This window comes from Parvimonas parva (assembly GCF_045866535.1).
Lineage (GTDB): Bacteria > Bacillota > Clostridia > Tissierellales > Peptoniphilaceae > Parvimonas > Parvimonas parva.
Genome location: NZ_AP038371.1, coordinates 99,136 through 120,714 on the forward strand (window position 1 = coordinate 99,136; position 21,579 = coordinate 120,714).

Below are 21,579 nucleotides of genomic sequence, written 5' to 3' on the forward strand. Positions count from 1 at the left end.
AATGGAGTCAAAAAAAAACAAAAGCATAATTTTAATAAAGGTTTCAATTATAATTCTTGCTTTGCTTTTAGGTTATTTTGGATACAGGAACAATATAAAATATAAAAAGGTTGACTTTGGAGTTGAAAAAGATCATTACTTGTTGCAGGCGTTTTATGATAAATTTCCAGGAAAAGAAGTTGTAAAATGTAAGCTTGGAGATGTATCAGGCAACGGCAAAGATGACCTAATTATTATTTTTAGAAAGACTAAAGAGCTAAATCATTTAGTAGTAGCTATAAATTCAGGAAAAGAAATCTATTTTTCAGAAGAAAGTAAAGCACCTTATGAAAATCAAAAAATTGAAATTAAAGACATAGATAATAGTCCGCCAAATGAATTTGTTGTAAGTGGTTCAAAAAGGGGACAATATGGTTATGGTGTCTTTAGAATTGAAGGCAAACATCTTCACAATTTATTTTCAGAAGGCATGGGCATATGCTGATAGGTTTTTTTTTACTTGGGTCAAGTAAGGAGATATTATGAAAGTTAAAGAGGTATGCGAATTAACGGAACTTAGTGACTCTGCAATAAGATATTATGAAAAACAGGGGTTACTAATGGATGTTAAAAGATTGGATAATGGTTATAGAGATTATGATGAGTCCCATGTGGAAAATTTAAATTTTATAAAAAAAGCAAGAAATTTAGGTTTTAGTCTGGATGAAATAAAAGATATTATTATGCTTAAGAGAAGTGGGAATTCAACTTGTAGCTATGTAACTAGCCATATGCGAAGAAAGATTGAGGATATTGATAAAGAGATAAATAGATTAAAGCAAGAAAAGAAACTTTTAATAGAGCATCTTTTAGAAGGAGATACAGTAAGTTGTTGTAAAGGACATTTTTGTCATTATATTGAAGGATTAGATGAATAAATCTTGACACTTAAGTTTAGTTCAAGGTTTATAATAAAAATATAGATATATCAAATAAAAGGAGGATTTAAAATGAAAAGAAAGATTTTATCTATTTTACTTATTTCATCTATGCTATTTCCATTTACAGCATGTAAAGGTGGTTCAGGTGGAAATGTTGAAAAAGTAGCTTATGATGCAAAGGCTGTAGTGGCAAAGTATAACTTGCCAGAAATCCCTGAGGCCGACAAAAATTTAAAGGTTCAAATGGGATACAATGACTGTGACCACATGGTAGGAGCTATCATCGGGGAAAAAGCGGGAATTTATAAAGCTTTAGGATTAAATGTTACAGTTACAAAGACAAATAATACAAACATAGCACAGGCCATGACAACAGGCAAAATGCATGTTGGGTACATGGGTATTGAAGGTGCACTAAATGCAAGATCTAAAGGAGCTCCAATAATTATGGCTGCTGCTAATCACCTTGGAGGATCTAGTTACTTAGTTGTTGCAAATGATATTAAAGATCCTAAGGATTTAGTTGGTAAAAAGTTAGCTATAACTGCAAATCCCGAAAACAATCCTCAATGGATTAAATGGGCAACAAAGCTTGGCTTACCAATTGAAAAGGATAATTATGAAATCATCAAGATGTCACAAAAAGATTGCCCAATGGCACTTAAATCTGGGAAAATTTCAGCTTTCTCATGTTGTGACCCGTTTGCATCACAATGTGAATATCAAGGACTTGGAAAAGTTGTTGCTGTTGGTTGGGGCGGACTAATTGATGAAACTAAGAAAGAACATGATCATAAACATGGTTGGGGAATGTGCTGTATATATGCAATGAATGAAAACTTCAAAAAGGAACATCCAGAAGTTGCACAAAGACTTCTAGTAGCACATGCAATGTCACTTAAATACTTATACGACCATCCATATAACGCTGCAATGATGTTTGCCGATGGATTTGGTACAGCTCCTGAAGTTGGTCTTATGACAATCTATATGAAGACTATTGCAGAAGGTAGAACACTTACTTGGGAATTTAATCAAGAAAATATTGATAACTTTGTAAAAGAATACGATGAATACAAGATTGATAAAAAGTTTAGACCAAGAACTGATAAACTAAATGAATTTGTAAATCTTAACTTTGTTAAAGAATCAGGAATAGAATCCTTCAGTGATTTTACAAAAGAAGATAAAATCGATGAAAAATTCCCTATAGGTATTAGTTTTAAAGATTGGTTAAAGAAAGCTAAGGAAATTGATGGAATTGACAATAAAGTTGGAAACGACATTAAAATTCCAGAAATTTATAAGAAACAAAAATAATAAAAAGTCGGAGGAAACTCCGATTTTTTATTTTATATATATATTTGATATCATATTAACATAAGCAATAAGGTTCCCGGTATGAACTCGTGTTGAACAGTTTGGCGGGTAAGACGAGAAGTATTGAAAATAGGACTATCTAAAAAATACTAACGCAAGCACAAGTATAAAACAGACTAAAATGAATTATCAGCCTATTTATTTCATCATATTTACCATTTAAAGATTATCTAAATTGGAAATATGATATAATATATCTTAACAATAAAACGAATAAGGGGTAATAATATGGCAATTTCTTATAAACCATTATGGCACTTATTGGTAGAAAGAGAAATGAACAAAGAAGACTTAAAAAGAACCGCAAACATAACAAGCAACATCATTTCAAGAATGAGCAAAAACTCTTATGTGAACTTAGAGTCATTAGAAAAGATTTGCTTGGCATTAGATTGCAGAATTGAAGATGTTATAGAAATTCATAGAAATGAGGTGGAATAAAATTGGGCAACCTATCATAAAAAAGAAGAGATTAAATGCTTGAATACCTAAATCGTCTTAAAGAAATTCATACAGACGATGAAAGTAGGATTGCATTTGAAAAGATTGAGACAGCTTTAACTGAGAAAAAATATGGACTCGTTTGGGAAGAACACGAAGAAGAAGTAGATAAAAAGTTCGTTCATAACATACCAGTGTTTAAAGAAGTTGAAGAAAGAAAAATCGTAGCCGATGAAAATGGAGATTTTAACTTTCTCTTAGAAGGAGATAATTTACATTCTCTTAAATTATTAGAAAAGACTCACAAAGGGAAAATTGATGTAATCTATATTGATCCACCTTACAATACAAATAATAAAGAATTTATTTATAACGATACAAGAATTGGAGAAGATGACAAATATAGGCATTCTAAATGGATCTCATTTATGAGTGAAAGGCTGATTATAGTGAAAAAATTGCTAAATGAGAAAGGGTTAATCTTTATATCTATTGATGATAATGAGTATGCACAACTTAAACTTTTAATGGATGAAATTTTTGGTGAAAGCAATTTCATAAATTCTTTTATTTGGGAAAGGAACTCAAGTGTAAAGACAGAAAAAGATAAGTTTACTATAAATACAGAATATGTGTTACTCTATTCTAAAACTCTACAATTTAAGTTAAAACCAGCATATAAACCTTTATCTATTGCTTCACAAAAATTATTCAAATTTAATGATAATGATGGTAGAGGAAAATATCAAACAGTCAGCTTACAAAAACCAAAAGATCCAGGACCTGAAACTACATATGATTATGTAGTCAACAATGGAAAAATATGGAAATGTCCGGCAAAACAGTGGCGTGAAGAAAATCCTGAGTTAAAGGGTAATATGAGAGACTATGCAAGTCTGAATGAGTTACTTGTACTTGCCAATATGGAAAGCTATAATGCAATTCTTATTGGAAAAGGTATGGAGCAAAAAGAAAGAATGATGGAACTTAGAAAACTTGCTAGAACACAATTAATGTCACTGCAAAAACTTGGTGATAGTGGCATTAAAAGATTAGAAGGAAAGTAATAATAACTGTTAGTTTGTAATTGAATAAATAAATTTAAATTTGTGAGGACGCAAAAATGTTTTTTGAAAAAATTGATAAAAATAGTTGGAAACGAAATGAGTATTTTGAACATTACTTTACGAATATACCTTGCACATACAGTATGACTGTTAAATTGGATATTACACAAATAAAAAAGAAACGAATGAAATTATACCCTGCGATGCTTTATTATCTTGCAACGATTGTAAACCGTCATTCAGAGTTTAGAACGGCAATTAATCAGGAGGGTGAACTGGGAATATATGACGAGATGATACCCAGCTATACCATATTCCATGAGGACACAGAGACATTTTCCAACCTTTGGACACCATACATACCAGATTTTGAAGCATTTTCTATGGCGTATGCGAATGATATACAACGGTATGGAAGCAATTATGGAATGATAGGAAAACCAGATGTACCCGAAAATGTTTTTAATGTATCGATGATACCATGGTCAACCTTCGATGGCTTTAATCTGAATTTGCAGAAAGGATATGATTATTTGATTCCTATTTTTACGATGGGGAAATATTACAGAGATGATGAAAAAATCATACTTCCTCTCGCCATCCAAGTGCATCATGCAGTGTGTGATGGATTTCATATCTGCCGATTTGTCAATGAACTGCAAGAATTGATAAATAATTAAATCCCAGTTTGTAGTACTAGTAATCCACATAAATAGATAGATTATTTACATTTAAAGGCGTTGATATCACTATACGATTTTACACCTGGATCAGGCACTACAGGACAAGTTGTTATGGAATTAAATAAAGAAGATGGTGGTAATCGTAAATTTATACTTTGCACTAATAATGAAACTTTGAAAGGGATAGCAGAAATGTTATCTCTTTTTTTAATACAAGAAAAGTGTTTTATATGAAAAATTAGATCAACTAAGACAAGGGTCAAAAGAAATAAAAGATAAAATAGGAAGGTACAGAAGAAAGATTAGGCAACTAAAAAATCAAGAAAAGAAGATATTAAAACAAGACATAATAAAAAGTCGAAAGTGAAGATCTTTTTGAAAAACCTAAAGATGATTATACAAAATATCTTATGGATTCTACACTTGTGTAAAAGAAATGTTTAGGCATTTCTTTTTTTGCTTACAAATTTTTTGTTTAATACTACACTTTTAGGCTAAAGTGTGCTATAATAATATTGTCTAAGAGTTCCCTGCTTAATTATACCTACATTTTTAATAAGGGATTACGGAGTTCTTACTTTGATGGCAGCCTTGTTTTTGGAAACCGTGAGATTTAAGACAGTTTGCCCACCTTCAATTACGAAGGTCTATAAAATGGCAGGGAAAACTTAGATTTTTAAAAAATGATTAGGAGGTTGTTATTATGAGCTTAGTGAAGTATATTGAACAAAAACGTATTGAGAGAGAAAGAGAAGTTAGAAGAAAGATAAGAAAAGAAAGATTATCTACTGTTGCGAAGGTTGTAGCAGGAGCTACTGTTGGTGCTGGAGTTGGTATTTTGTTCGCTCCTAAATCCGGTAAAGAAACTAGAGAAGATATTGTTAAGGCAACTAAAGACGGCGTTGAATATGTTAATGAAAATGTAAATAATGCAGTTAAAATTGTTGCAGATAAAGCTAAAGAAGTTAAAGAAGTAGCTGTAGAAAAGTACGATAATTTTTCTAATAGAAATATGACTGAAATTACTCCTGAAGTTGAAGTTGAAGTTGAAGTTAAAAAATAGAAGAATAGTGAGGATAAAATGGTAACAATAGATTTAGATTTAACTTTAAGGGTTATTCTTTATTTAGTAGCGATAATTTGCTTAGCATCTTGTGTTTGCTTTTTTGTTAAGTTGATAAAATTTTTTAGTAAAGTAAATTCTATGCTTGAAAAGAGTGAAGAAAGTTTAGTTTCAAGTGTTGAAAAATTACCCGGCTTAATTGAAAATACTGATAAGGCTATTGCTAATGCAAATGAAATTCTTAAAAAGAGTGATGAAATTTTAGCTGACACAAAGAAAGATATAACAGATAGCGTTGAAAATGTTAGCTTAACACTTGAAAATGTTAAAGATATTACTGAGGATATTACAACTTCTACCAGATTTGTTGCTGAACAAGTTGTAGATACTACTATGGATATAAGAGAAAATATTGATATGGTAGTTGATAAGGTAGATATGATTATGAATATTATCGAAACTATTAAATCTTATTTTAGGAAAAGATAATTTTGATAGAGATTAGCTTTTACTAATCTCTATTTTTGTATTAGGAGGATACTATGGGCGTTATAGGAAAATCAGAATTGTTGGAATCGTTATACAAAATTGGAGAAGGAAAGGCAAATTACAAATTGCATAGAATGTTTGTTTTAGCTTTCTTAGCCGGAATGTTTATTGCTTTGAGTGGTTTTTCTTATGTTGTTGTAAATACAGGAATGGCAAGTTTAAATGCGACTTATGGGAAATTTATTTCAGGAATTTGTTTCTCTTTTGGACTTTTTGCAGTAGTTGTTGCGGGAGCAGACTTGTTTACAGGAAATATTTTGATGCTCGCACCGGCACTTGCAAAGAGAATTACATTTCCAAAAATGTTTAGAAATTGGGTATTTGTGTATATATTTAATTTCGTTGGAGCTATATTTACAGCTTTACTTGTTTATTTAGCAATGGGAATGTCTCCGGAAATGTTTGGATTTTTACATAAAATAACTGTTGCAAAGGTAAGTGGAAGTTTTTTAAGTCTGTTATTTAAAGGAATTGGTTGTAATATCTTTGTTTGCTTAGGCGTTTGGATGGCTTATGCTTGTAAAGACGGAGTTTCAAAATTCTTTGCCTGTGCAATATCTGTTATATTGTTCTTAGTTTGTGGTTTTGAGCATAGCATCGCGAATATGTTCTATCTTTCAATGTCTTTTATAGTTTCTGATATAAGTGCAGGAGCGTTTTTATACAGTTTAATTACTGTTACAATAGGAAATATAATTGGTGGCTGTATAGTAGCAACTTGTTACTATTTTGCTTATAGAGATTAGAGGTAAATATGCTTAAAATTCCAGAAAATGTTAATATAAAAATCACTCTATATAATAACGATTATTCATTTGGTAACGGGATATGTAAATTGCTTTTGTTAATAGATGAATATAAGTCTATAAATAGAGCTTGTAAAGAGATGAGAATGGCTTATTCAAAAGCCTTTAAGATGATAAATCGTGCCGAGGCAGACTTGAATTGTGAACTTTTAGTAGGAAGAATTGGAGGTAAAGGAGGAGGAGGTTCAACATTAACACCAGAGGCAAGAGAATTGATAAAATTTTATGAAAAATTAAATCAAAAAGCAAAAGAATTTGTAGAAAAAGAAATAGAAGAATTAAAAAATAAATAATTGATACTAACAGAGAATTTTTTATTCTCTGTTTTTTTGTGAATTTTAGTAATTATAAAAAATTAAATTACAGTTTGATAATTAAGATTGACAAAAATGGGTATATAGTATAAAAAAATATAAGGAGGTCTTTAATATGGATCATGTAAAAGGTTTAGAAAATGTTGTGGAAAATTCAAAAAAATTAGGTTCTGCTATACCTAATGAAATGAAGGCTTTTGGTGGACTTTGTGGAGAAGTTTTGAAAGATGGAGCTTTAACTGTAAAGGAAAAAGAATTTGTGGCACTTGGAATTGCTGTTGCAGTTCGTTGTGAAGGTTGTATAGAGGCACATATTAACAATCTTGTTAATTTAAAAGCTACAAGAGAGGAAGTTGCTGAAACAATTTCAGTTGCAGTTCTTATGGGTGGTGGTCCTTCAACAATTTATGGAGGAAAGGCTTTAGAGGCTTTTGACCAATTATCAAAATAATAACTAATACAAATATTAATAATAAAGAGACTGTGTAAAATTTTGTGTATAGAAACCTCCTGATTAGGGTAAAGAAAAACTAATCAGGAGGAATTTTTATGCCAAGAAAGAGATCAGAAACAAAATTAAACAAAATTTCTAAGATGTTAATCGAAGAATATCAACCGGAAACAGTTCAAGATCTACAAGATGCTTTAAAAGACCTTTTAGGTGATACAATGGAGCAATTATTAAAAGCAGAATTAGATGAGCATTTAGATTATGAATATGGAGAAAAACCACTATCATTAAATACTAGAAATGGTTCAAGTAAAAAAACAGTTAAATCATCATATGGAAATATAGATTTAAATATTCCTAGAGATAGAGAAGGATCCTTTGAGCCTCAGGCATTAAAAAAATACGAAAAAGACATATCAAACATAGAAAATCAAATAATATCAATGTATGGAAAAGGTATGACAACAAGAGATATATCAAGTCACATAAAAGATATTTATGGTTTTGGGATATCAGAAACAATGGTGTCAAAAATAACAAATAAAATTCTACCAACAATAGAAGAGTGGCAAAATAGACCATTAGAAAAAGTCTATCCTATGGTGTTCTTAGACGCTATACACTATCATGTAAGAGAAAACAACATAGTAGTCAAAAAGGCAGTATACATTGCCCTAGGCTACAATCTAGAAGGCTTTAAAGAAATACTAGGAATGTGGGTAGGAGAAAATGAATCAAGCAAATACTGGCTCTTAGTATTAAATCAACTAAAAGAAAGAGGTCTTGAAGATATCCTAATAGTTTCAACAGATAACCTACCAGGATTTAGCCAGGCTATAGAAGCAGTATACCCAAAAGCAGAAATTCAAAAATGTATAATCCACCAAATAAGAAACTCAACTAAATATGTGTCATACAAAGACATCAAAGAGCTGATGAAAGACCTAAAAGCAGTATACAAAGCACCAACCGAAGACTTAGCATTAACAAATCTAGGAATCTTTGAAGAAAAATGGGGTAAAAAATACCCAATGTGTGTAAGTTCTTGGAAAAACAACTGGACAGAATTATCAACATATTTCAAGTATCCAGAAGGAATAAGAAAGCTAATATACACAACAAACGCCATGGAAAACTTCAATAGGCAACTAAGAAAAGTAACGAAAAATAAAACCATATTTCCAAATGACTATGCCCTACAAAAAAGTCTGTATTTGGCAATGGTAGATGCCTCAAGCAAGTGGACAAGTAGAATTCGTGGTTGGGATCAAATCTTATCGCAATTATCAATATTTTTTGAGGGGAGGTTTTAGATAAGTTAAAAATAGAGTATAAAATTAGCTGCAAATTTTTAAAAAATTTGACAGTTTATTAAAGTTGTGTTAAATTAAGACAAGCTCCATTCCTATAGGAATGGACAAACATTGATACATATAAAAATGTATCAACCCTTACCCTTGTGTCAGGATTTAGGTTGATACACAAAATTATTTACAGACCCATAATAAATATTTTTTTAAGTGGAGATTTTTTCTCCACTTTTTTGTTGAAAAAATAATATTTTTATGTTAAAATTACACGGTAATTTTTACAAGAATTAAATTTAAATAATTTGCATTATATGAAAAAGGTTCAGTAACTAAATTTAATTACTGAACCTTTAAAATTATTTTTTGATAAGATTTTTAAGACCGAATTCATAACCTGTTTTAGTGTCTAAAATGACATTGTCATTTACAATTTCAAGTCTTTGTTCTTCTAAATTTTCTGCTCTTATATACCTTTTATCTCCAATTTTTACAATACTTGGATTATCATAAAATCCACCCATGATTTTTGGACCTTCTCCTTTATATTCAAATTCCTCATTCATAGGTAATTTAAAACTTACAAAAGAATAATCTTCAGTCTTCTTAACTATTTCAACAGTTCCGCCCTTAGGTCCTTCATATACATTACCGTAATATTTTTCCATTTCTTTATCTGGAACTCTATCATAATGAGTAAATTCATATCCTGTATAGTTATCTACAATTGCATTTTCCGAAACAATTTCAAATCTGTCATCAGGTAAACCATCAGCAGTTAAATATTTTTTTCCGTTTTTTCTTATAACTTTAGGATAGTCAAAATTTCCACCCGAAATACGTTCTTCAATATTACTTTTAAAAGTTGCATTTTCAGGTAATGTGAAGTACAAAACTGAATATAATTTACTCTTTTTAATTACACTAATTCCTGAACCTACAGCTCCATATCTTTTTCCATAAAGTTGTTCCACTTCATTGCTCTTTGTAGCACAAGACGACAACATAAAGGTTGAAATTATTATCATAAGAACAAATTTCAATTTTTTCATAAAATCACCTTAAATAAATTAGTACATATATTGCACACTATAATTATATCACTTTAATATAACTTAGTCGAGTATTTTACGAAAAAACACTTTTTTTCAACCATATTATGTTTTAGTTGAAAAAATAATATTTTTGTGGTAAAATTATACGGTAATTTTTACAAGAATTAAATTTAAAAAAGTGTTTTGCTTGGCACCCACTTTAAAAATCAAGTGCTTAGGGCACTGTGCCCTTTTTTTTGTTGAACAAAGCACTCCAAAAAGGAGGAAAATATGAACGTAAAAAAAATTACAAGACAAGGATTAATAGCAGGGATTTATGTAGTGCTTACAATTCTTTCAGAATCATTTGGATTAGGATATGGAAGTTTACAATTTAGACTTTCTGAAACTTTAGCAATTTTACCATTTTTTAATCCGGAATACACAATAGGTGTAACATTAGGTTGTTTTCTGGCTAATATTGCAAGTACAGTTGGAATAGTCGATATGGTTGTAGGGACACTTGCAACTTTAGTTGTAGCATTGATTATGACTAAGATTAAAAATTTCTATCTAGCTTGTTTAGTACCGGTAGTTGTAGGAATGTTACCAATAGCATTGGAAATTTACTTTATGATGCCAAATCCTGTAGGATTTTGGGTTTTATTAGGAGAATTAATGCTTTCAGAATTTTTAGTAATATATGTAGTAGGAGTTCCAATTTTCTACATATTATGTAAAAATAAAGCTTTTACAAAAGCGTTAGAATTTAAAAAAGAAATTAGATAAACAAAAAAATCGGTGTGAATATGATGTGTACCCAGAAAACTGGACACATTAATATTTAGTTTGCATTCATGGATGCTTTGCATCGGGTGGGTGCCCGGGAACCTTGTTGCTTTACAATAAGAACCCCACCCTTCCACGATGCTTTTAATATGAAAAGTGCAAGAGTTTATAGCTTTAGGAGAAAAACAAAATGAACTTTGGGATAAGATTTTTGACGCTTTTGGTGGAAAAGTTCCAAGAGAAAAAGAAAAAATTTCAAACAGAGTTAGAATTATAAAATAGTTCAATTACAATCTTTTACTTTATAATTAATTGAAAATCCTCTTTTAAAACCCTTTTCAAATTTATCAAAATGTGATAAACTTTGTCTAGGGTTTTTTTCATAAAAAACGAAAATATAAGGAGATGATAAAATGTGGTTATTAGATATAATTAAAGTTATTATTCTAGGAATCGTAGAAGGTATTACTGAATGGTTACCTGTAAGTAGTACGGGACATATGATTTTAGTCGATGAATTTTTGAAATTGAATCAATCTGCAGAATTTAAAGAAATGTTTTTAGTTGTTATACAACTTGGAGCAATCCTTGCAGTTGTTATTATGTATTTTAATAAATTAAATCCATTTTCTAAAAAGAAAACCAAAGAACAACAAAAAAATACAATCAATATGTGGCTAAAGGTAGTTGTGGGGGTAATTCCTGCAGGAGTTTTAGGAGTTTTGTTTGATAAGGTATTAGAAAAATATTTTTACAATTTTCCAACTGTTGCATTCACTTTAGTTTTATATGGTATTTTATTTATAATTGTTGAAAACAATCCAAATTTCAAAAAACAAAATGTTAGAAGGTTTGAAGATTTAAGTTATTCATTAGCTTTTTATGTTGGTTGTTTTCAAGTTTTAAGTTTAATTCCGGGAACATCAAGGTCAGGAGCAACAATACTTGGAGCTTTAATACTTGGACTTTCAAGAAGTTTAGCAGCAGAATTTTCATTCTTTATGTCAATTCCTGTAATGTTTGGAGCAAGTCTTTTAAAACTTAGAAAATTTGGCTTTGCTTTTAGCTTTTTTCAATTCTTCATTCTATTGCTTGGAATGTTCGTTGCCTTTGTAGTTTCAATTATGGCAATCAAAATGTTAATGAAATACATTAAAAAGCACGATTTCAAAGTATTTGGATATTATAGAATTGTACTTGGTGTAATTTTAATTTTGTATTATTTTTTTAATTAAATAAGTCATTAATAGGAGCTTAGGCTCCTTTTTAGTTGACTTTATTCGTTTTATTTGATAAACTTAATTTAATGAAATACTAAAGGAGGACGATTATGAAAAAAAGATTTTTAGTATTAGCTATGGTATTTTGTTTTGGAGGACTTTTAATTTCTTGTAAAGCAAAAGAAATGAAGAAGGAAGAAGAACCTAAAGTAACTGTTACACAAAAAGAAGTAAAAGAAAATAAAGAAAAAGAAAATGATAAACAAGATGAGAACAAAGATGAAAAAGGATTGAATTTTTCAGTTACAGATTTAAAAAATAATGAAGTAAAAACTGTAGTTAAGAAAAATGATAAAATTTCTTTTAATATCTATGCTGTTGGAATGGATTTTAAAATAAAATTAGACAAAAAAGAATATTCCGTTGCAGATGCAATTTCAAACGGACTTTTAGATGAAAATAAACTTTTTGATAAGATTGAAAAAGATAAAGAAAGCAACAAATGTAAAAGTAAAATGTATAAAGACGGAGGAACTTTAGAGTATCTATATAATGACTACACTATAATTAAATTTAATTCTCTTGACGGAAAAGAAGATATGTATATCACCAGAGAAAAAAGTTTAAGTGATTTAAAAAAAGTAATAGAAACAAAAAGTGAATAAATGAAAAGAGCTGAAATTTCAGCTCGAGACTGTGTAAAATTTTGTGTATAGAAACCTCCTGATTAGGGTAAAGAAAAACTAATCAGGAGGAATTTTTATGCCAAGAAAGAGATCAGAAACAAAATTAAACAAAATTTCTAAGATGTTAATCGAAGAATATCAACCGGAAACAGTTCAAGATCTACAAGATGCTTTAAAAGACCTTTTAGGTGATACAATGGAGCAATTATTAAAAGCAGAATTAGATGAGCATTTAGATTATGAATATGGAGAAAAACCACTATCATTAAATACTAGAAATGGTTCAAGTAAAAAAACAGTTAAATCATCATATGGAAATATAGATTTAAATATTCCTAGAGATAGAGAAGGATCCTTTGAGCCTCAGGCATTAAAAAAATACGAAAAAGACATATCAAACATAGAAAATCAAATAATATCAATGTATGGAAAAGGTATGACAACAAGAGATATATCAAGTCACATAAAAGATATTTATGGTTTTGGGATATCAGAAACAATGGTGTCAAAAATAACAAATAAAATTCTACCAACAATAGAAGAGTGGCAAAATAGACCATTAGAAAAAGTCTATCCTATGGTGTTCTTAGACGCTATACACTATCATGTAAGAGAAAACAACATAGTAGTCAAAAAGGCAGTATACATTGCCCTAGGCTACAATCTAGAAGGCTTTAAAGAAATACTAGGAATGTGGGTAGGAGAAAATGAATCAAGCAAATACTGGCTCTTAGTATTAAATCAACTAAAAGAAAGAGGTCTTGAAGATATCCTAATAGTTTCAACAGATAACCTACCAGGATTTAGCCAGGCTATAGAAGCAGTATACCCAAAAGCAGAAATTCAAAAATGTATAATCCACCAAATAAGAAACTCAACTAAATATGTGTCATACAAAGACATCAAAGAGCTGATGAAAGACCTAAAAGCAGTATACAAAGCACCAACCGAAGACTTAGCATTAACAAATCTAGGAATCTTTGAAGAAAAATGGGGTAAAAAATACCCAATGTGTGTAAGTTCTTGGAAAAACAACTGGACAGAATTATCAACATATTTCAAGTATCCAGAAGGAATAAGAAAGCTAATATACACAACAAACGCCATGGAAAACTTCAATAGGCAACTAAGAAAAGTAACGAAAAATAAAACCATATTTCCAAATGACTATGCCCTACAAAAAAGTCTGTATTTGGCAATGGTAGATGCCTCAAGCAAGTGGACAAGTAGAATTCGTGGTTGGGATCAAATCTTATCGCAATTATCAATATTTTTTGAGGGGAGGTTTTAGATAAGTTAAAAATAGAGTATAAAATTAGCTGCAAATTTTTAAAAAATTTGACAGTTTATTAAAGTTGTGTTAAATTAAGACAAGCTCCATTCCTATAGGAATGGACAAACATTGATACATATAAAAATGTATCAACCCTTACCCTTGTGTCAGGATTTAGGTTGATACACAAAATTATTTACAGACCCTTCAGCTCTTTTTTTGTCTAAAATGCAGGAACAATTCCTCCGTTATATGTTTTATTTATATAATCTTTTACTTTTTCGCTTTGTAAAGCTTTTAAAACTTTTTTGTAAGTTTCGTTGTTTTCTTCTCCTGTTCTAACTGTGATAATATTTGCATAAGGAGAGTCTTTTCCTTCGATTAACTTTGCATCTTTTGTTGGAGAAAGTCCTGCCTCGATTGCATAGTTTCCATTTATAACGGCTCCGTCAATATCCTTTATAATTCTTGGTAATTGAGCTGCCTCAACTTCTGTAAATTTAATTTTTTTAGGATTTTCTGTTATATCATTAACACTTGATAGAATATTTGTATTGTCTTTTAATTTTATGATTCCATTTTTATCAAGTAAAATTAATGCTCTTGCTCCGTTTGACGGGTCATTTGGAATTGCAATTTCAGCGCCGTCTTTTATTTCACTTGCATTGTTTAGATATAATCCCATTGGTTCAACGTGAACATTTCCAAGTACTGAAAGTTTTGTGTTCTTTTTGTTGTTAAATTCGTCTAAATATGGTTTATGTTGGAAGAAGTTTAAATCCAATTCTTTTGTGTCTAAAGCTAAATTTGGTTGAATATAATCTGTGAAAGTTACAATGTCTAATTTGATGCCTTCTTTTTCTAAATCTTCTTTAACTAACTCAACTAATTTTTGGTGTGGTTCAGGAGAAACTCCGATTTTTACAACCTTAACACCTTCTTTGTTTTCTGTATTTTTGTTATCTGAATTTTTTGCTCCACAAGCAGTTGTTAAAACTACAACCAAGCCAAGAGCTAATGCTAATAATTTCTTTTTCATAATTTTCCTCCTACGCATTTATTTTTTTATTAATTTTTTTAGAGATGAAATCTCCTAAAACTTGAACGATTTGTACTAATAATATAATTATAACAACCGGGATAGTCATCGTTAAGTATTGAAATCTATGGTAACCATAAGTAATTGCCAAGTCGCCAAGACCTTTTGCTCCAATTGCACCTGCCATTGCTGAATAACCGATTAAATTTATAACAGTTAAAGTTATTCCGTTTATAAGTGCAGGTAAACATTCTGAAAGCATAATTTTTATGATTTGAAAATTGCTTGAGCCCATTGAAATACTTGCCTCAACAATTCCGTTGTCAACTTCTTTTAGTGAATTTTCAAAAATTCTTGCTACAAAAGGAATTGCAGAAACAGTTAGGGGAATGATTGCTGCAGTAGAGCCTATCATCTTTCCTGTTAATATTTTAGAAACCGGCAAAATGTAAATAATTAGGATAAGAAAAGGAACTGACCTAAAAATATTTACAATAAAATTTAAAATAGAGTAAATCACTTTATTACTATTTATTCCGTTTTTATCTGTTGTAACTAAAATAACTCCTAAAATTCCACCGATTATAGTTGAAAGTAAAGATGAAAAAAATACCATATAAATTGTTTCAAAAGTAGCTTTTATCAATAAACTTTGCATCTTAAATTACCTCCTCAACTAAAATTTTTCTTTCTTCAAGGAAAGTTTTTATCTCGTCAATTCTGTCTTTTTCAAAAACTTCGACAATTAAATGTCCGACCTTTCCCTCTTTTATCTTATCAATATTTCCACTAATTATATTGACGTCAATATTTTTTTGCCTTATAAGTTCTGAAATAACGGGCTTTGTAGAACTTTCTTTCGTAAAACCGAGTCTTAAAAGAAAAACCGAATAATCTTCGCTGAGAAATTTTTCATAATCTGTAAACTCAGGAAGATTTTCTATGAAATTTTTTGTTGTTTGAGTCTTTGGAGAAGTAAAAAGTTTTAAAACCGTATCTTGCTCTATAATCTCTCCATTTTCTATAACACCTGCTCTATCACAAATTGCCTTTACAACCTCCATTTGATGAGTTATCAAAATTATTGTAAGATTAAATTCATCTCTAATTCTCAAAAGCAATTCTAAAATAGATTTTGTACTTTGTGGATCAAGAGCAGAAGTTGCCTCATCACAAAGTAAAATTTTAGGTTGAATAGCCAAAGCTCTTGCGATTGCAACTCTTTGCTTTTGTCCACCAGAAAGATTTGCAGGATATTCAAATATTTTTTCACTTAAATTTACATATTCCAAAAGAGTTTTTACTCTTTTTTCAATATCTTCCTTTTTCCAGCCATTAATTTTTAACGGATAGGCGATATTTTCAAAAACATTTTTTTGATAAAATAGATTAAAAGATTGAAAAATCATCGACATATTTTTTCTTGCATCTTTAAGCTCCTTATCGTTCATCTTTACAATATCTTTACCGTCTATAAAAATATTACCACTTGTAGGCTCTTCAAGACGATTGATACACCTGATTAAAGATGATTTTCCGGCACCACTAAGACCGATTATACCAAAAATTTCTCCCTTTTTAACTTCTAAACTAATATCATTAACAGCTTTAAATCCATTTTCGTAAACTTTTACTAAATTTTCAATTTTTATCATATAAACCTCCTTAAAAGTATTTTCGGAAATTTTATTTTTACAAAATATTTACAAAATAAAAAAAATCTCTGATAAGAGATTTTGCAAAAAAATTCTTATCTTCCGAATAATCGCTGGAATTAGCACCTTGTAAAAACAGGTTGCCGGGCTTCATAGGGCCAGTCCCTCCACCACTCTGGATAAGTGTTATTTAATATTGTTGATAAATTATAGCACATCAAAAATTTAAAGTCAACAATTTTTTAATAATTTTGTTAAAAAATATTTTAACTCATATTGTTTTATTTTATAAAACAAATGCACCATTTTAAAAAATGGTGCGTTCAGAGCACAGACAAAACTAATGCTTTATCTGCACTCTGATATAATTTTTTATTAATTTTACTTAAATTTTAAAATTTTAGCATATCCATTTTTATCAAAATGATAAATTTTCCCATCTATTTTTTCATAAGTAGATTGGTAAGCTCCAAAATTTCCAGGAACAAAGTACATTTTTTCTCCATTATCCAAAAACTTAAATCCTTCATTTTCAATAAGTCTAGCATATTTATCAAAATAATAAATTTTTCCATCTATTGTAAAACTTTTATCTTTAATCAAATTTTTATTTTTAAAATCCAAAGTATATTGTTGTCTATCCATATAGTACCAATAATCTTTTAATTTTCCATTTTCTTTTATAGTTTTATTTATCCAACCACAGAAATCTCTATGTTTTACTATAAGTCCAGCAAAATTAGAATTTTGTGTCTTTAAAACTCTTATTTGCATAAATGTTTGTGAAATGAAAAATATAAAAAATATTATACAAACAGTTCTACCTATTATCTTTTTCGTCTTCATAAATTAAATATCCTTCACTATTAAAATAACATATCTTAGAATCTATCTTAACCGCAGTAGAAACATAAGCTCCAAATGTTTCATTTTTAAAATACATTTTCTTTCCATTTTTCAATTCTTTAAAACCTACATTTTCAACAAGCCTACCATATTCATCAAATTCATAAATCTTTTTATCTATTAATTTATATTTACCTTTAACTAATTTTCTGTTATTTCCTATATAATACCATCTATTTTCTTTTTCTTTATTATCACAAGATTTTACAGATTTTTTAACCCAACCAGAAAAATCTCTATGGCGTACTATAAAACCTGCAAAATTAGAACACGATGTCTTTAGTATACTTATTCTAATTGATTGATTCACTATTAAATGTATAACAATAAATAAAATGATACAGCTTATTGTATATCTTCGTTTTTCTTTATAAGTCATTTCTACTCACATCCTCTAGCTCAAGTACAATATACATCTTCAAAAAAACATTATCTTCATTTATAGAAAATGTAGTTTTATCAGTAGCATAAGTTTTAAAATTCCCAATATTAATATTTACTAACAAAGATACAATACACACCAAGCTTAAAAATCGTTTTTTCATAATATTCTCCTAATTTTTTAATAACTTATTACTAAAATATCAATATAAAATTAAAATAATATATTATATATTTATTATATACCTTCCGTTTTTTTTGTCAATATTATGCGTCATTTTTCTTTCATGAAATTGACTGACTAATTTACAGTTTTTATTTCAAATCAAAGAAATAATTCCCCCTAAATCAACAAAATTTGTATCTTTAGGGAAAATTAATTTAACGTTTTCTTTATTTTTTAAAAAAATAGAATTTACACTTTCTATGTTTACATTTTTTAACTTATTTTTATAATATGAAAAAACACTATTTTCTACATATAATGTTTTTTCAAAATAAAATAAACTTATATCTGGATGGTCAAAATAATTTTTATTAAAAGAAATATTATCTTTACTTTTTATATAATCTATTTTCATATTTTCTAACAATGCAAAACACTTAGCGGAAGTTTCCCTTAACTATGGCATATTTATACAAAATATAATAGAGTTTTTAATAATTGCATTTTCTATATTTCTTATGGTAAAAACTATGAATAAGTTAACTAGAAAAAAACCTAAAGAAGAAGTTAAAAAGAAAACTCAAGAAGAAATTTTTACAGAAATTAAAGATATCTTAAAAGAAATTAAGGAAAAGTAATAATATATTCTAAATTTTATTTTATAAAACAAATGCACCATTTAAAAAAATGGTGCGTTTTAGTTTATATTTATTTACAATATTTTTCTCTTAAAATATGGGAAGCTTTAACCATATTAGATAATTTTTCTTCAATAATGTTATAAGGATTTAACGGTCTTTTAGCAAATGTTGCAAATCCACAATCTGGATTTAACCAGATTTTTTCAGGTGGTAAAAATTCTAAAGCTTTTTCTACTTTTCCTACAATTTCATCAACAGTTTCCACTCTTGGTATTCTCGGATTAACGCATCCTAGTCCTAACATAATTTTCTTATTTAAATCATTATTTTTAAATAATTGACTTATTTCTCCAGCACGTGGAGTTGAAAATTCAAGTGCTAACATATCTACATCCAATGAGTCAAAAAATTTACTTAATTTATCATAGGCCCCTTCAAGTAATACACTTTCATCACAAGTCCAATTTCCACGACAAACGTGCATAACTGATAATACATTATCATATTTTCTAATTTCAGCAAAAATTTCTGAAAGTAATTGCCCTGCAAATTTTAATTCTCGATCAACCTTGACCTTAGCAGATAACGCCCCTCAGTAAAAAGAATTAGAAGAATTTGTATTTGTAAAAACTACTTCAGATAAAATCGGTTCATCAATTTGTATAACTTTAACTCCTAGAGAAACTAATCTTTTAATTTCATTTATCAAAAGTTTTACAACATCATTACCTAACTCATTACGATTTTCATAAACTTTTCCAGTTACTTCTTTAAGCCACATAGACCTTGTAAGAAGATAGGGACTTGGCAAAGTCATTTTAAAATCAGAATCTGTAATTTTTTTTATCATCCTTACTTCATCAATATCAAGTTCAACATCTGTTTTTATTCGATCAACACAAATTGGACTATTCATCGAATTATCAGAAGCATCCATTTCTTCTAAACTTTTATTAAAATCACCTTTATTTTCTGTTAAACTTAAAATTTGATCTGTTGCCATAAGTTTAATTCCATCAACATGTTCTGCAACATAACTCATGTAATTATCACGAGAAATTTCTCCACTTATTACAACATCTATACCTACTTTATCAAGCATATTTACAACAAATTTAGTTTCGTCAAATACCATTTTATCATATTCTTCTTTTAAAGATGAATCTTTTTGTAGTTTTTGCTTTAAGCTAAGTAATTCATTTGACCTTGGCATACTTCCGATTAAAGTTGTTGAAAAAGGTTTAAAACTTTTCATATTTCCTCCATAAATTTCCGATATATTTTTAAATAAAAAAATTATAATAAATAGGCAAGAATAAATTCTTGCCTATTATTAATATTTTACAAAATAAACTATGGTTCAACTACTAAATTGCTATTTGATAGTATTTCAACAACAGCACCCATTGTAGTTGAACTTCCAACTTCAAGTTTATCTAATAATTCATAGTAATCTAAGCAAATTCCACAAGATAAAACTTCAACTCCCTTATCAGACATTGCTTTTAAATCATCTAAGCATTCTGAACCTTTTGTAGCTAATTTTACGCCTTCTCCATAAAAAATAATATGAGATGGTAAATTTTCTCTTTGAGCAACAGTATGAACAAAAGCGTTCATTAAATTATCTGTTAAGACTTTTTCCCCTTCTCCCATACCAGTTCCTTTAATTACAATATCGTATGTTTGTGCCATTTTAAAATACCTCCTATATACAATTTTTAGCCAGCACGACTTAAACTATAAATAGCATTTATAGTTAAAATAAAAAATAATTATATTTTTATTTCATACATATTATATAATAGTAAATTTTGATTGTCAATAGCTATAATAAAATATATATATAATTTTATTTATAATTTTTATTTATAATAGTTATAAGATTTTCTTATTAATAATATAATTATTTATATTTTATACTAACATATTTTTTATTATTATAAATTATTTTATTTTTGAAATTTTTAACCCTTACTGGCTAACTTAATTTTACAATATGGGTTTAATATAAGAAAATAGTAATATATAGTCAATATAATAATTGCTTATTTGAGATGTTAATTGAAATATGATAAAATATAAGCAACTTCATTTTTTATGGCAAATAAATTTTACCATAATATTATATTTATTAGGAGGAAAGTATGAAGTGTATAATGTTTGATATGGACGGGACTTTGATAGATTCAATTGGGGGTTGGTTTGGAAGTTGTTCTTATTTTCTTAAAGAGATGAATTTGGAAGAAACTGACGAACTAAAAGAAATGTTTAAAGGGAAAAAACTTTATGCAAGAGGAATTGCTATTGGAAAATATTTTAATCTTGATTTAACTGCTGATGAAATTTATGCTAGAAATTTAAAATATGTAAAAGACGGATATGATAAACTTTTTGATGCAAAAGAAAATGTGATTGAGGCTCTTGATTATCTGAAAGAAAAAGGATATAAAATTTCTTTAAATACTGCTACAAATATCGGACTTTGTAGAAATTGTTTAGAGAGAACAGGACTTATGAAATATTTTGATTACATACAAACTTGTGATGATTGTGGATATTTAAAAGATGATGAAAGATATTATGACTGGGCGATAAAAAAACATAATGAAAATGTTGAAGAAATTATATTTTTTGATGATACTAAAGCGCCTCTAAAAACTGCAAATAAAAAAGGAATAAAAACAGTTTTAGTATATGATCCACTTACAAATGGGGAGTATTTTGAAACGACAACAGACTTTGACTACAAAATGGATACAATTTCTATTGAAAATTTGAAAAAAATAGGACTTTAATTAAAATTAT

At 28.6% G+C, this 21,579-nt stretch carries 29 protein-coding genes and 1 riboswitch; of the genes, 19 read left to right on the forward strand and 10 right to left on the reverse strand.

The features are described from left to right. Nucleotide 1: 1 nt before the first annotated feature. From saoC to ACKTSI_RS00565, 12 genes are all read left to right on the forward strand, one after another. Entirely contained in the window at nucleotides 2-484 is a 483-nt protein-coding gene (saoC, locus tag ACKTSI_RS00510; RefSeq protein WP_068474724.1) for a Cys-Cys-COOH (seleno)protein SaoC, read from the forward strand. 37 nt (nucleotides 485-521) lie between these two features. Next, a complete protein-coding gene (locus ACKTSI_RS00515) occupies nucleotides 522-917 on the forward strand; it encodes a MerR family transcriptional regulator (RefSeq protein WP_068474727.1) in 396 nt (131 codons plus the stop codon). Nucleotides 918-989: 72 nt separating this feature from the next. Continuing rightward, the gene (gene saoX, locus ACKTSI_RS00520) at nucleotides 990-2,240 is read left to right on the forward strand and encodes an ABC transporter substrate-binding subunit SaoX (protein ID WP_407862862.1); all 1,251 of its coding nucleotides are present in this window, start codon (nucleotides 990-992) and stop codon (nucleotides 2,238-2,240) included. Nucleotides 2,241-2,528: 288 nt separating this feature from the next. Further along, nucleotides 2,529-2,741, forward strand: a complete 213-nt coding sequence (locus ACKTSI_RS00525; protein ID WP_308577108.1) for a helix-turn-helix transcriptional regulator — start codon at nucleotides 2,529-2,531, stop codon at nucleotides 2,739-2,741. 35 nt (nucleotides 2,742-2,776) lie between these two features. Then, nucleotides 2,777-3,808 (forward strand): site-specific DNA-methyltransferase, encoded by a 1,032-nt coding sequence (locus ACKTSI_RS00530; protein ID WP_407862863.1) that lies wholly within the window; start codon nucleotides 2,777-2,779, stop codon nucleotides 3,806-3,808. 56 nt (nucleotides 3,809-3,864) lie between these two features. Then, entirely contained in the window at nucleotides 3,865-4,488 is a 624-nt protein-coding gene (gene catA, locus ACKTSI_RS00535; protein ID WP_308577112.1) for a type A chloramphenicol O-acetyltransferase, read from the forward strand. A gap of 706 nt (nucleotides 4,489-5,194) precedes the next feature. Next, on the forward strand, nucleotides 5,195-5,554 hold the full coding sequence (locus ACKTSI_RS00540; RefSeq protein ID WP_407862864.1) for a YtxH domain-containing protein: 360 nt from the start codon (nucleotides 5,195-5,197) through the stop codon (nucleotides 5,552-5,554). Nucleotides 5,555-5,572: 18 nt separating this feature from the next. Next, complete coding sequence (locus ACKTSI_RS00545) at nucleotides 5,573-6,043, forward strand: hypothetical protein (RefSeq protein ID WP_407862865.1); 471 nt, start codon at nucleotides 5,573-5,575, stop codon at nucleotides 6,041-6,043. A gap of 53 nt (nucleotides 6,044-6,096) precedes the next feature. Next, on the forward strand, nucleotides 6,097-6,849 hold the full coding sequence (locus ACKTSI_RS00550) for a formate/nitrite transporter family protein (protein WP_068474742.1): 753 nt from the start codon (nucleotides 6,097-6,099) through the stop codon (nucleotides 6,847-6,849). 8 nt (nucleotides 6,850-6,857) lie between these two features. Further along, nucleotides 6,858-7,202, forward strand: coding sequence for a winged helix-turn-helix domain-containing protein (locus tag ACKTSI_RS00555; protein WP_407862866.1), 345 nt, complete (start codon nucleotides 6,858-6,860; stop codon nucleotides 7,200-7,202). 136 nt (nucleotides 7,203-7,338) lie between these two features. Then, nucleotides 7,339-7,674 (forward strand): carboxymuconolactone decarboxylase family protein, encoded by a 336-nt coding sequence (locus ACKTSI_RS00560; RefSeq protein WP_068474748.1) that lies wholly within the window; start codon nucleotides 7,339-7,341, stop codon nucleotides 7,672-7,674. Nucleotides 7,675-7,772: 98 nt separating this feature from the next. After that, on the forward strand, nucleotides 7,773-8,987 hold the full coding sequence (locus ACKTSI_RS00565; RefSeq protein ID WP_407862556.1) for an IS256 family transposase: 1,215 nt from the start codon (nucleotides 7,773-7,775) through the stop codon (nucleotides 8,985-8,987). Nucleotides 8,988-9,340: 353 nt separating this feature from the next. Here the strand turns inward: ACKTSI_RS00565 and ACKTSI_RS00570 are convergent, their stop codons facing one another. Continuing rightward, nucleotides 9,341-10,033 carry a hypothetical protein gene (locus tag ACKTSI_RS00570; protein WP_407862867.1) on the reverse strand — a complete coding sequence of 231 codons (693 nt, stop codon included), beginning with the start codon at nucleotides 10,031-10,033 and terminating at the stop codon, nucleotides 9,341-9,343. Between the two features lie 273 nt (nucleotides 10,034-10,306). Between ACKTSI_RS00570 and ACKTSI_RS00575 the strand changes: the two genes are divergently transcribed. The 5 genes from ACKTSI_RS00575 to ACKTSI_RS00595 all read left to right on the forward strand — a co-directional run bounded on the left by ACKTSI_RS00575 (nucleotide 10,307) and on the right by ACKTSI_RS00595 (nucleotide 14,001). Further along, nucleotides 10,307-10,804, forward strand: coding sequence for a QueT transporter family protein (locus ACKTSI_RS00575; RefSeq protein ID WP_407862868.1), 498 nt, complete (start codon nucleotides 10,307-10,309; stop codon nucleotides 10,802-10,804). Between the two features lie 156 nt (nucleotides 10,805-10,960). After that, the gene (locus tag ACKTSI_RS00580; RefSeq protein ID WP_255353742.1) at nucleotides 10,961-11,086 is read left to right on the forward strand and encodes a hypothetical protein; all 126 of its coding nucleotides are present in this window, start codon (nucleotides 10,961-10,963) and stop codon (nucleotides 11,084-11,086) included. A gap of 131 nt (nucleotides 11,087-11,217) precedes the next feature. Next, nucleotides 11,218-12,039 (forward strand): undecaprenyl-diphosphate phosphatase, encoded by an 822-nt coding sequence (locus ACKTSI_RS00585; protein ID WP_201275584.1) that lies wholly within the window; start codon nucleotides 11,218-11,220, stop codon nucleotides 12,037-12,039. 95 nt (nucleotides 12,040-12,134) lie between these two features. Beyond that, nucleotides 12,135-12,689, forward strand: coding sequence for a hypothetical protein (locus ACKTSI_RS00590; RefSeq protein ID WP_407862869.1), 555 nt, complete (start codon nucleotides 12,135-12,137; stop codon nucleotides 12,687-12,689). A 97-nt stretch (nucleotides 12,690-12,786) separates the two neighbouring features. Then, the gene (locus ACKTSI_RS00595) at nucleotides 12,787-14,001 is read left to right on the forward strand and encodes an IS256 family transposase (protein ID WP_407862556.1); all 1,215 of its coding nucleotides are present in this window, start codon (nucleotides 12,787-12,789) and stop codon (nucleotides 13,999-14,001) included. Nucleotides 14,002-14,206: 205 nt separating this feature from the next. Here ACKTSI_RS00595 and ACKTSI_RS00600 read toward each other — a convergent pair whose 3' ends face one another. The 7 genes from ACKTSI_RS00600 to ACKTSI_RS00630 form a co-directional block, all read right to left on the reverse strand. Next, the gene (locus ACKTSI_RS00600; protein ID WP_288981463.1) at nucleotides 14,207-15,022 is read right to left on the reverse strand and encodes a MetQ/NlpA family ABC transporter substrate-binding protein; all 816 of its coding nucleotides are present in this window, start codon (nucleotides 15,020-15,022) and stop codon (nucleotides 14,207-14,209) included. Nucleotides 15,023-15,032: 10 nt separating this feature from the next. Next, entirely contained in the window at nucleotides 15,033-15,680 is a 648-nt protein-coding gene (locus tag ACKTSI_RS00605) for a methionine ABC transporter permease (RefSeq protein WP_288981460.1), read from the reverse strand. A gap of 1 nt (nucleotide 15,681) precedes the next feature. Further along, a complete protein-coding gene (locus ACKTSI_RS00610) occupies nucleotides 15,682-16,677 on the reverse strand; it encodes a methionine ABC transporter ATP-binding protein (protein ID WP_407862870.1) in 996 nt (331 codons plus the stop codon). A gap of 92 nt (nucleotides 16,678-16,769) precedes the next feature. Then, a riboswitch (SAM riboswitch) is annotated at nucleotides 16,770-16,863 on the reverse strand. A gap of 195 nt (nucleotides 16,864-17,058) precedes the next feature. Then, a complete protein-coding gene (locus ACKTSI_RS00615) occupies nucleotides 17,059-17,523 on the reverse strand; it encodes a hypothetical protein (RefSeq protein ID WP_288981683.1) in 465 nt (154 codons plus the stop codon). Continuing rightward, nucleotides 17,498-17,962 carry a hypothetical protein gene (locus tag ACKTSI_RS00620; RefSeq protein ID WP_407862871.1) on the reverse strand — a complete coding sequence of 155 codons (465 nt, stop codon included), beginning with the start codon at nucleotides 17,960-17,962 and terminating at the stop codon, nucleotides 17,498-17,500. The genes ACKTSI_RS00615 and ACKTSI_RS00620 overlap by 26 nt, the downstream gene beginning before the upstream one ends. Then, the gene (locus ACKTSI_RS00625; protein ID WP_407862872.1) at nucleotides 17,952-18,128 is read right to left on the reverse strand and encodes a hypothetical protein; all 177 of its coding nucleotides are present in this window, start codon (nucleotides 18,126-18,128) and stop codon (nucleotides 17,952-17,954) included. Before ACKTSI_RS00625 ends, ACKTSI_RS00620 begins: the two co-directional genes overlap by 11 nt. A 156-nt stretch (nucleotides 18,129-18,284) precedes the next feature. Further along, entirely contained in the window at nucleotides 18,285-18,557 is a 273-nt protein-coding gene (locus tag ACKTSI_RS00630) for a DUF6873 family GME fold protein (protein ID WP_407862873.1), read from the reverse strand. Between ACKTSI_RS00630 and ACKTSI_RS00635 the strand changes: the two genes are divergently transcribed. Continuing rightward, nucleotides 18,544-18,768 (forward strand): MscL family protein, encoded by a 225-nt coding sequence (locus tag ACKTSI_RS00635; protein WP_288868336.1) that lies wholly within the window; start codon nucleotides 18,544-18,546, stop codon nucleotides 18,766-18,768. The genes ACKTSI_RS00630 and ACKTSI_RS00635 overlap by 14 nt on opposite strands. A 70-nt stretch (nucleotides 18,769-18,838) precedes the next feature. Here ACKTSI_RS00635 and ACKTSI_RS00640 read toward each other — a convergent pair whose 3' ends face one another. Next, nucleotides 18,839-20,026, reverse strand: a complete 1,188-nt coding sequence (locus tag ACKTSI_RS00640) for a cobalamin-independent methionine synthase II family protein (RefSeq protein WP_333473018.1) — start codon at nucleotides 20,024-20,026, stop codon at nucleotides 18,839-18,841. 98 nt (nucleotides 20,027-20,124) lie between these two features. Then, nucleotides 20,125-20,466, reverse strand: coding sequence for a sulfurtransferase-like selenium metabolism protein YedF (gene yedF, locus ACKTSI_RS00645; protein ID WP_068474780.1), 342 nt, complete (start codon nucleotides 20,464-20,466; stop codon nucleotides 20,125-20,127). Nucleotides 20,467-20,918: 452 nt separating this feature from the next. Between yedF and ACKTSI_RS00650 the strand changes: the two genes are divergently transcribed. Next, nucleotides 20,919-21,569 (forward strand): HAD family phosphatase, encoded by a 651-nt coding sequence (locus tag ACKTSI_RS00650; protein ID WP_311525695.1) that lies wholly within the window; start codon nucleotides 20,919-20,921, stop codon nucleotides 21,567-21,569. Nucleotides 21,570-21,579 lie beyond the last annotated feature (10 nt).

Excerpts from the sequence above, each read along its gene's own strand:
- ACKTSI_RS00570 (WP_407862867.1), bottom strand. The coding sequence starts at position 10,033 with ATGAAAAAATTGAAATTTGTTCTTATGATAATAATTTCAACCTTTATG.
- ACKTSI_RS00650 (WP_311525695.1), top strand. The coding sequence starts at position 20,919 with ATGAAGTGTATAATGTTTGATATGGACGGGACTTTGATAGATTCAATT.
- ACKTSI_RS00615 (WP_288981683.1), bottom strand. The coding sequence starts at position 17,523 with ATGAAGACGAAAAAGATAATAGGTAGAACTGTTTGTATAATATTTTTT.
- saoX (WP_407862862.1), top strand. The coding sequence starts at position 990 with ATGAAAAGAAAGATTTTATCTATTTTACTTATTTCATCTATGCTATTT.
- yedF (WP_068474780.1), bottom strand. The coding sequence starts at position 20,466 with ATGGCACAAACATACGATATTGTAATTAAAGGAACTGGTATGGGAGAA.
- ACKTSI_RS00605 (WP_288981460.1), bottom strand. The coding sequence starts at position 15,680 with ATGCAAAGTTTATTGATAAAAGCTACTTTTGAAACAATTTATATGGTA.
- ACKTSI_RS00585 (WP_201275584.1), top strand. The coding sequence starts at position 11,218 with ATGTGGTTATTAGATATAATTAAAGTTATTATTCTAGGAATCGTAGAA.
- ACKTSI_RS00545 (WP_407862865.1), top strand. The coding sequence starts at position 5,573 with ATGGTAACAATAGATTTAGATTTAACTTTAAGGGTTATTCTTTATTTA.
- ACKTSI_RS00610 (WP_407862870.1), bottom strand. The coding sequence starts at position 16,677 with ATGATAAAAATTGAAAATTTAGTAAAAGTTTACGAAAATGGATTTAAA.
- ACKTSI_RS00565 (WP_407862556.1), top strand. The coding sequence starts at position 7,773 with ATGCCAAGAAAGAGATCAGAAACAAAATTAAACAAAATTTCTAAGATG.
- ACKTSI_RS00555 (WP_407862866.1), top strand. The coding sequence starts at position 6,858 with ATGCTTAAAATTCCAGAAAATGTTAATATAAAAATCACTCTATATAAT.
- ACKTSI_RS00595 (WP_407862556.1), top strand. The coding sequence starts at position 12,787 with ATGCCAAGAAAGAGATCAGAAACAAAATTAAACAAAATTTCTAAGATG.
- catA (WP_308577112.1), top strand. The coding sequence starts at position 3,865 with ATGTTTTTTGAAAAAATTGATAAAAATAGTTGGAAACGAAATGAGTAT.
- saoC (WP_068474724.1), top strand. The coding sequence starts at position 2 with ATGGAGTCAAAAAAAAACAAAAGCATAATTTTAATAAAGGTTTCAATT.
- ACKTSI_RS00540 (WP_407862864.1), top strand. The coding sequence starts at position 5,195 with ATGAGCTTAGTGAAGTATATTGAACAAAAACGTATTGAGAGAGAAAGA.
- ACKTSI_RS00515 (WP_068474727.1), top strand. The coding sequence starts at position 522 with ATGAAAGTTAAAGAGGTATGCGAATTAACGGAACTTAGTGACTCTGCA.
- ACKTSI_RS00530 (WP_407862863.1), top strand. The coding sequence starts at position 2,777 with ATGCTTGAATACCTAAATCGTCTTAAAGAAATTCATACAGACGATGAA.
- ACKTSI_RS00600 (WP_288981463.1), bottom strand. The coding sequence starts at position 15,022 with ATGAAAAAGAAATTATTAGCATTAGCTCTTGGCTTGGTTGTAGTTTTA.
- ACKTSI_RS00525 (WP_308577108.1), top strand. The coding sequence starts at position 2,529 with ATGGCAATTTCTTATAAACCATTATGGCACTTATTGGTAGAAAGAGAA.
- ACKTSI_RS00550 (WP_068474742.1), top strand. The coding sequence starts at position 6,097 with ATGGGCGTTATAGGAAAATCAGAATTGTTGGAATCGTTATACAAAATT.
- ACKTSI_RS00575 (WP_407862868.1), top strand. The coding sequence starts at position 10,307 with ATGAACGTAAAAAAAATTACAAGACAAGGATTAATAGCAGGGATTTAT.
- ACKTSI_RS00560 (WP_068474748.1), top strand. The coding sequence starts at position 7,339 with ATGGATCATGTAAAAGGTTTAGAAAATGTTGTGGAAAATTCAAAAAAA.
- ACKTSI_RS00625 (WP_407862872.1), bottom strand. The coding sequence starts at position 18,128 with ATGAAAAAACGATTTTTAAGCTTGGTGTGTATTGTATCTTTGTTAGTA.
- ACKTSI_RS00620 (WP_407862871.1), bottom strand. The coding sequence starts at position 17,962 with ATGACTTATAAAGAAAAACGAAGATATACAATAAGCTGTATCATTTTA.
- ACKTSI_RS00590 (WP_407862869.1), top strand. The coding sequence starts at position 12,135 with ATGAAAAAAAGATTTTTAGTATTAGCTATGGTATTTTGTTTTGGAGGA.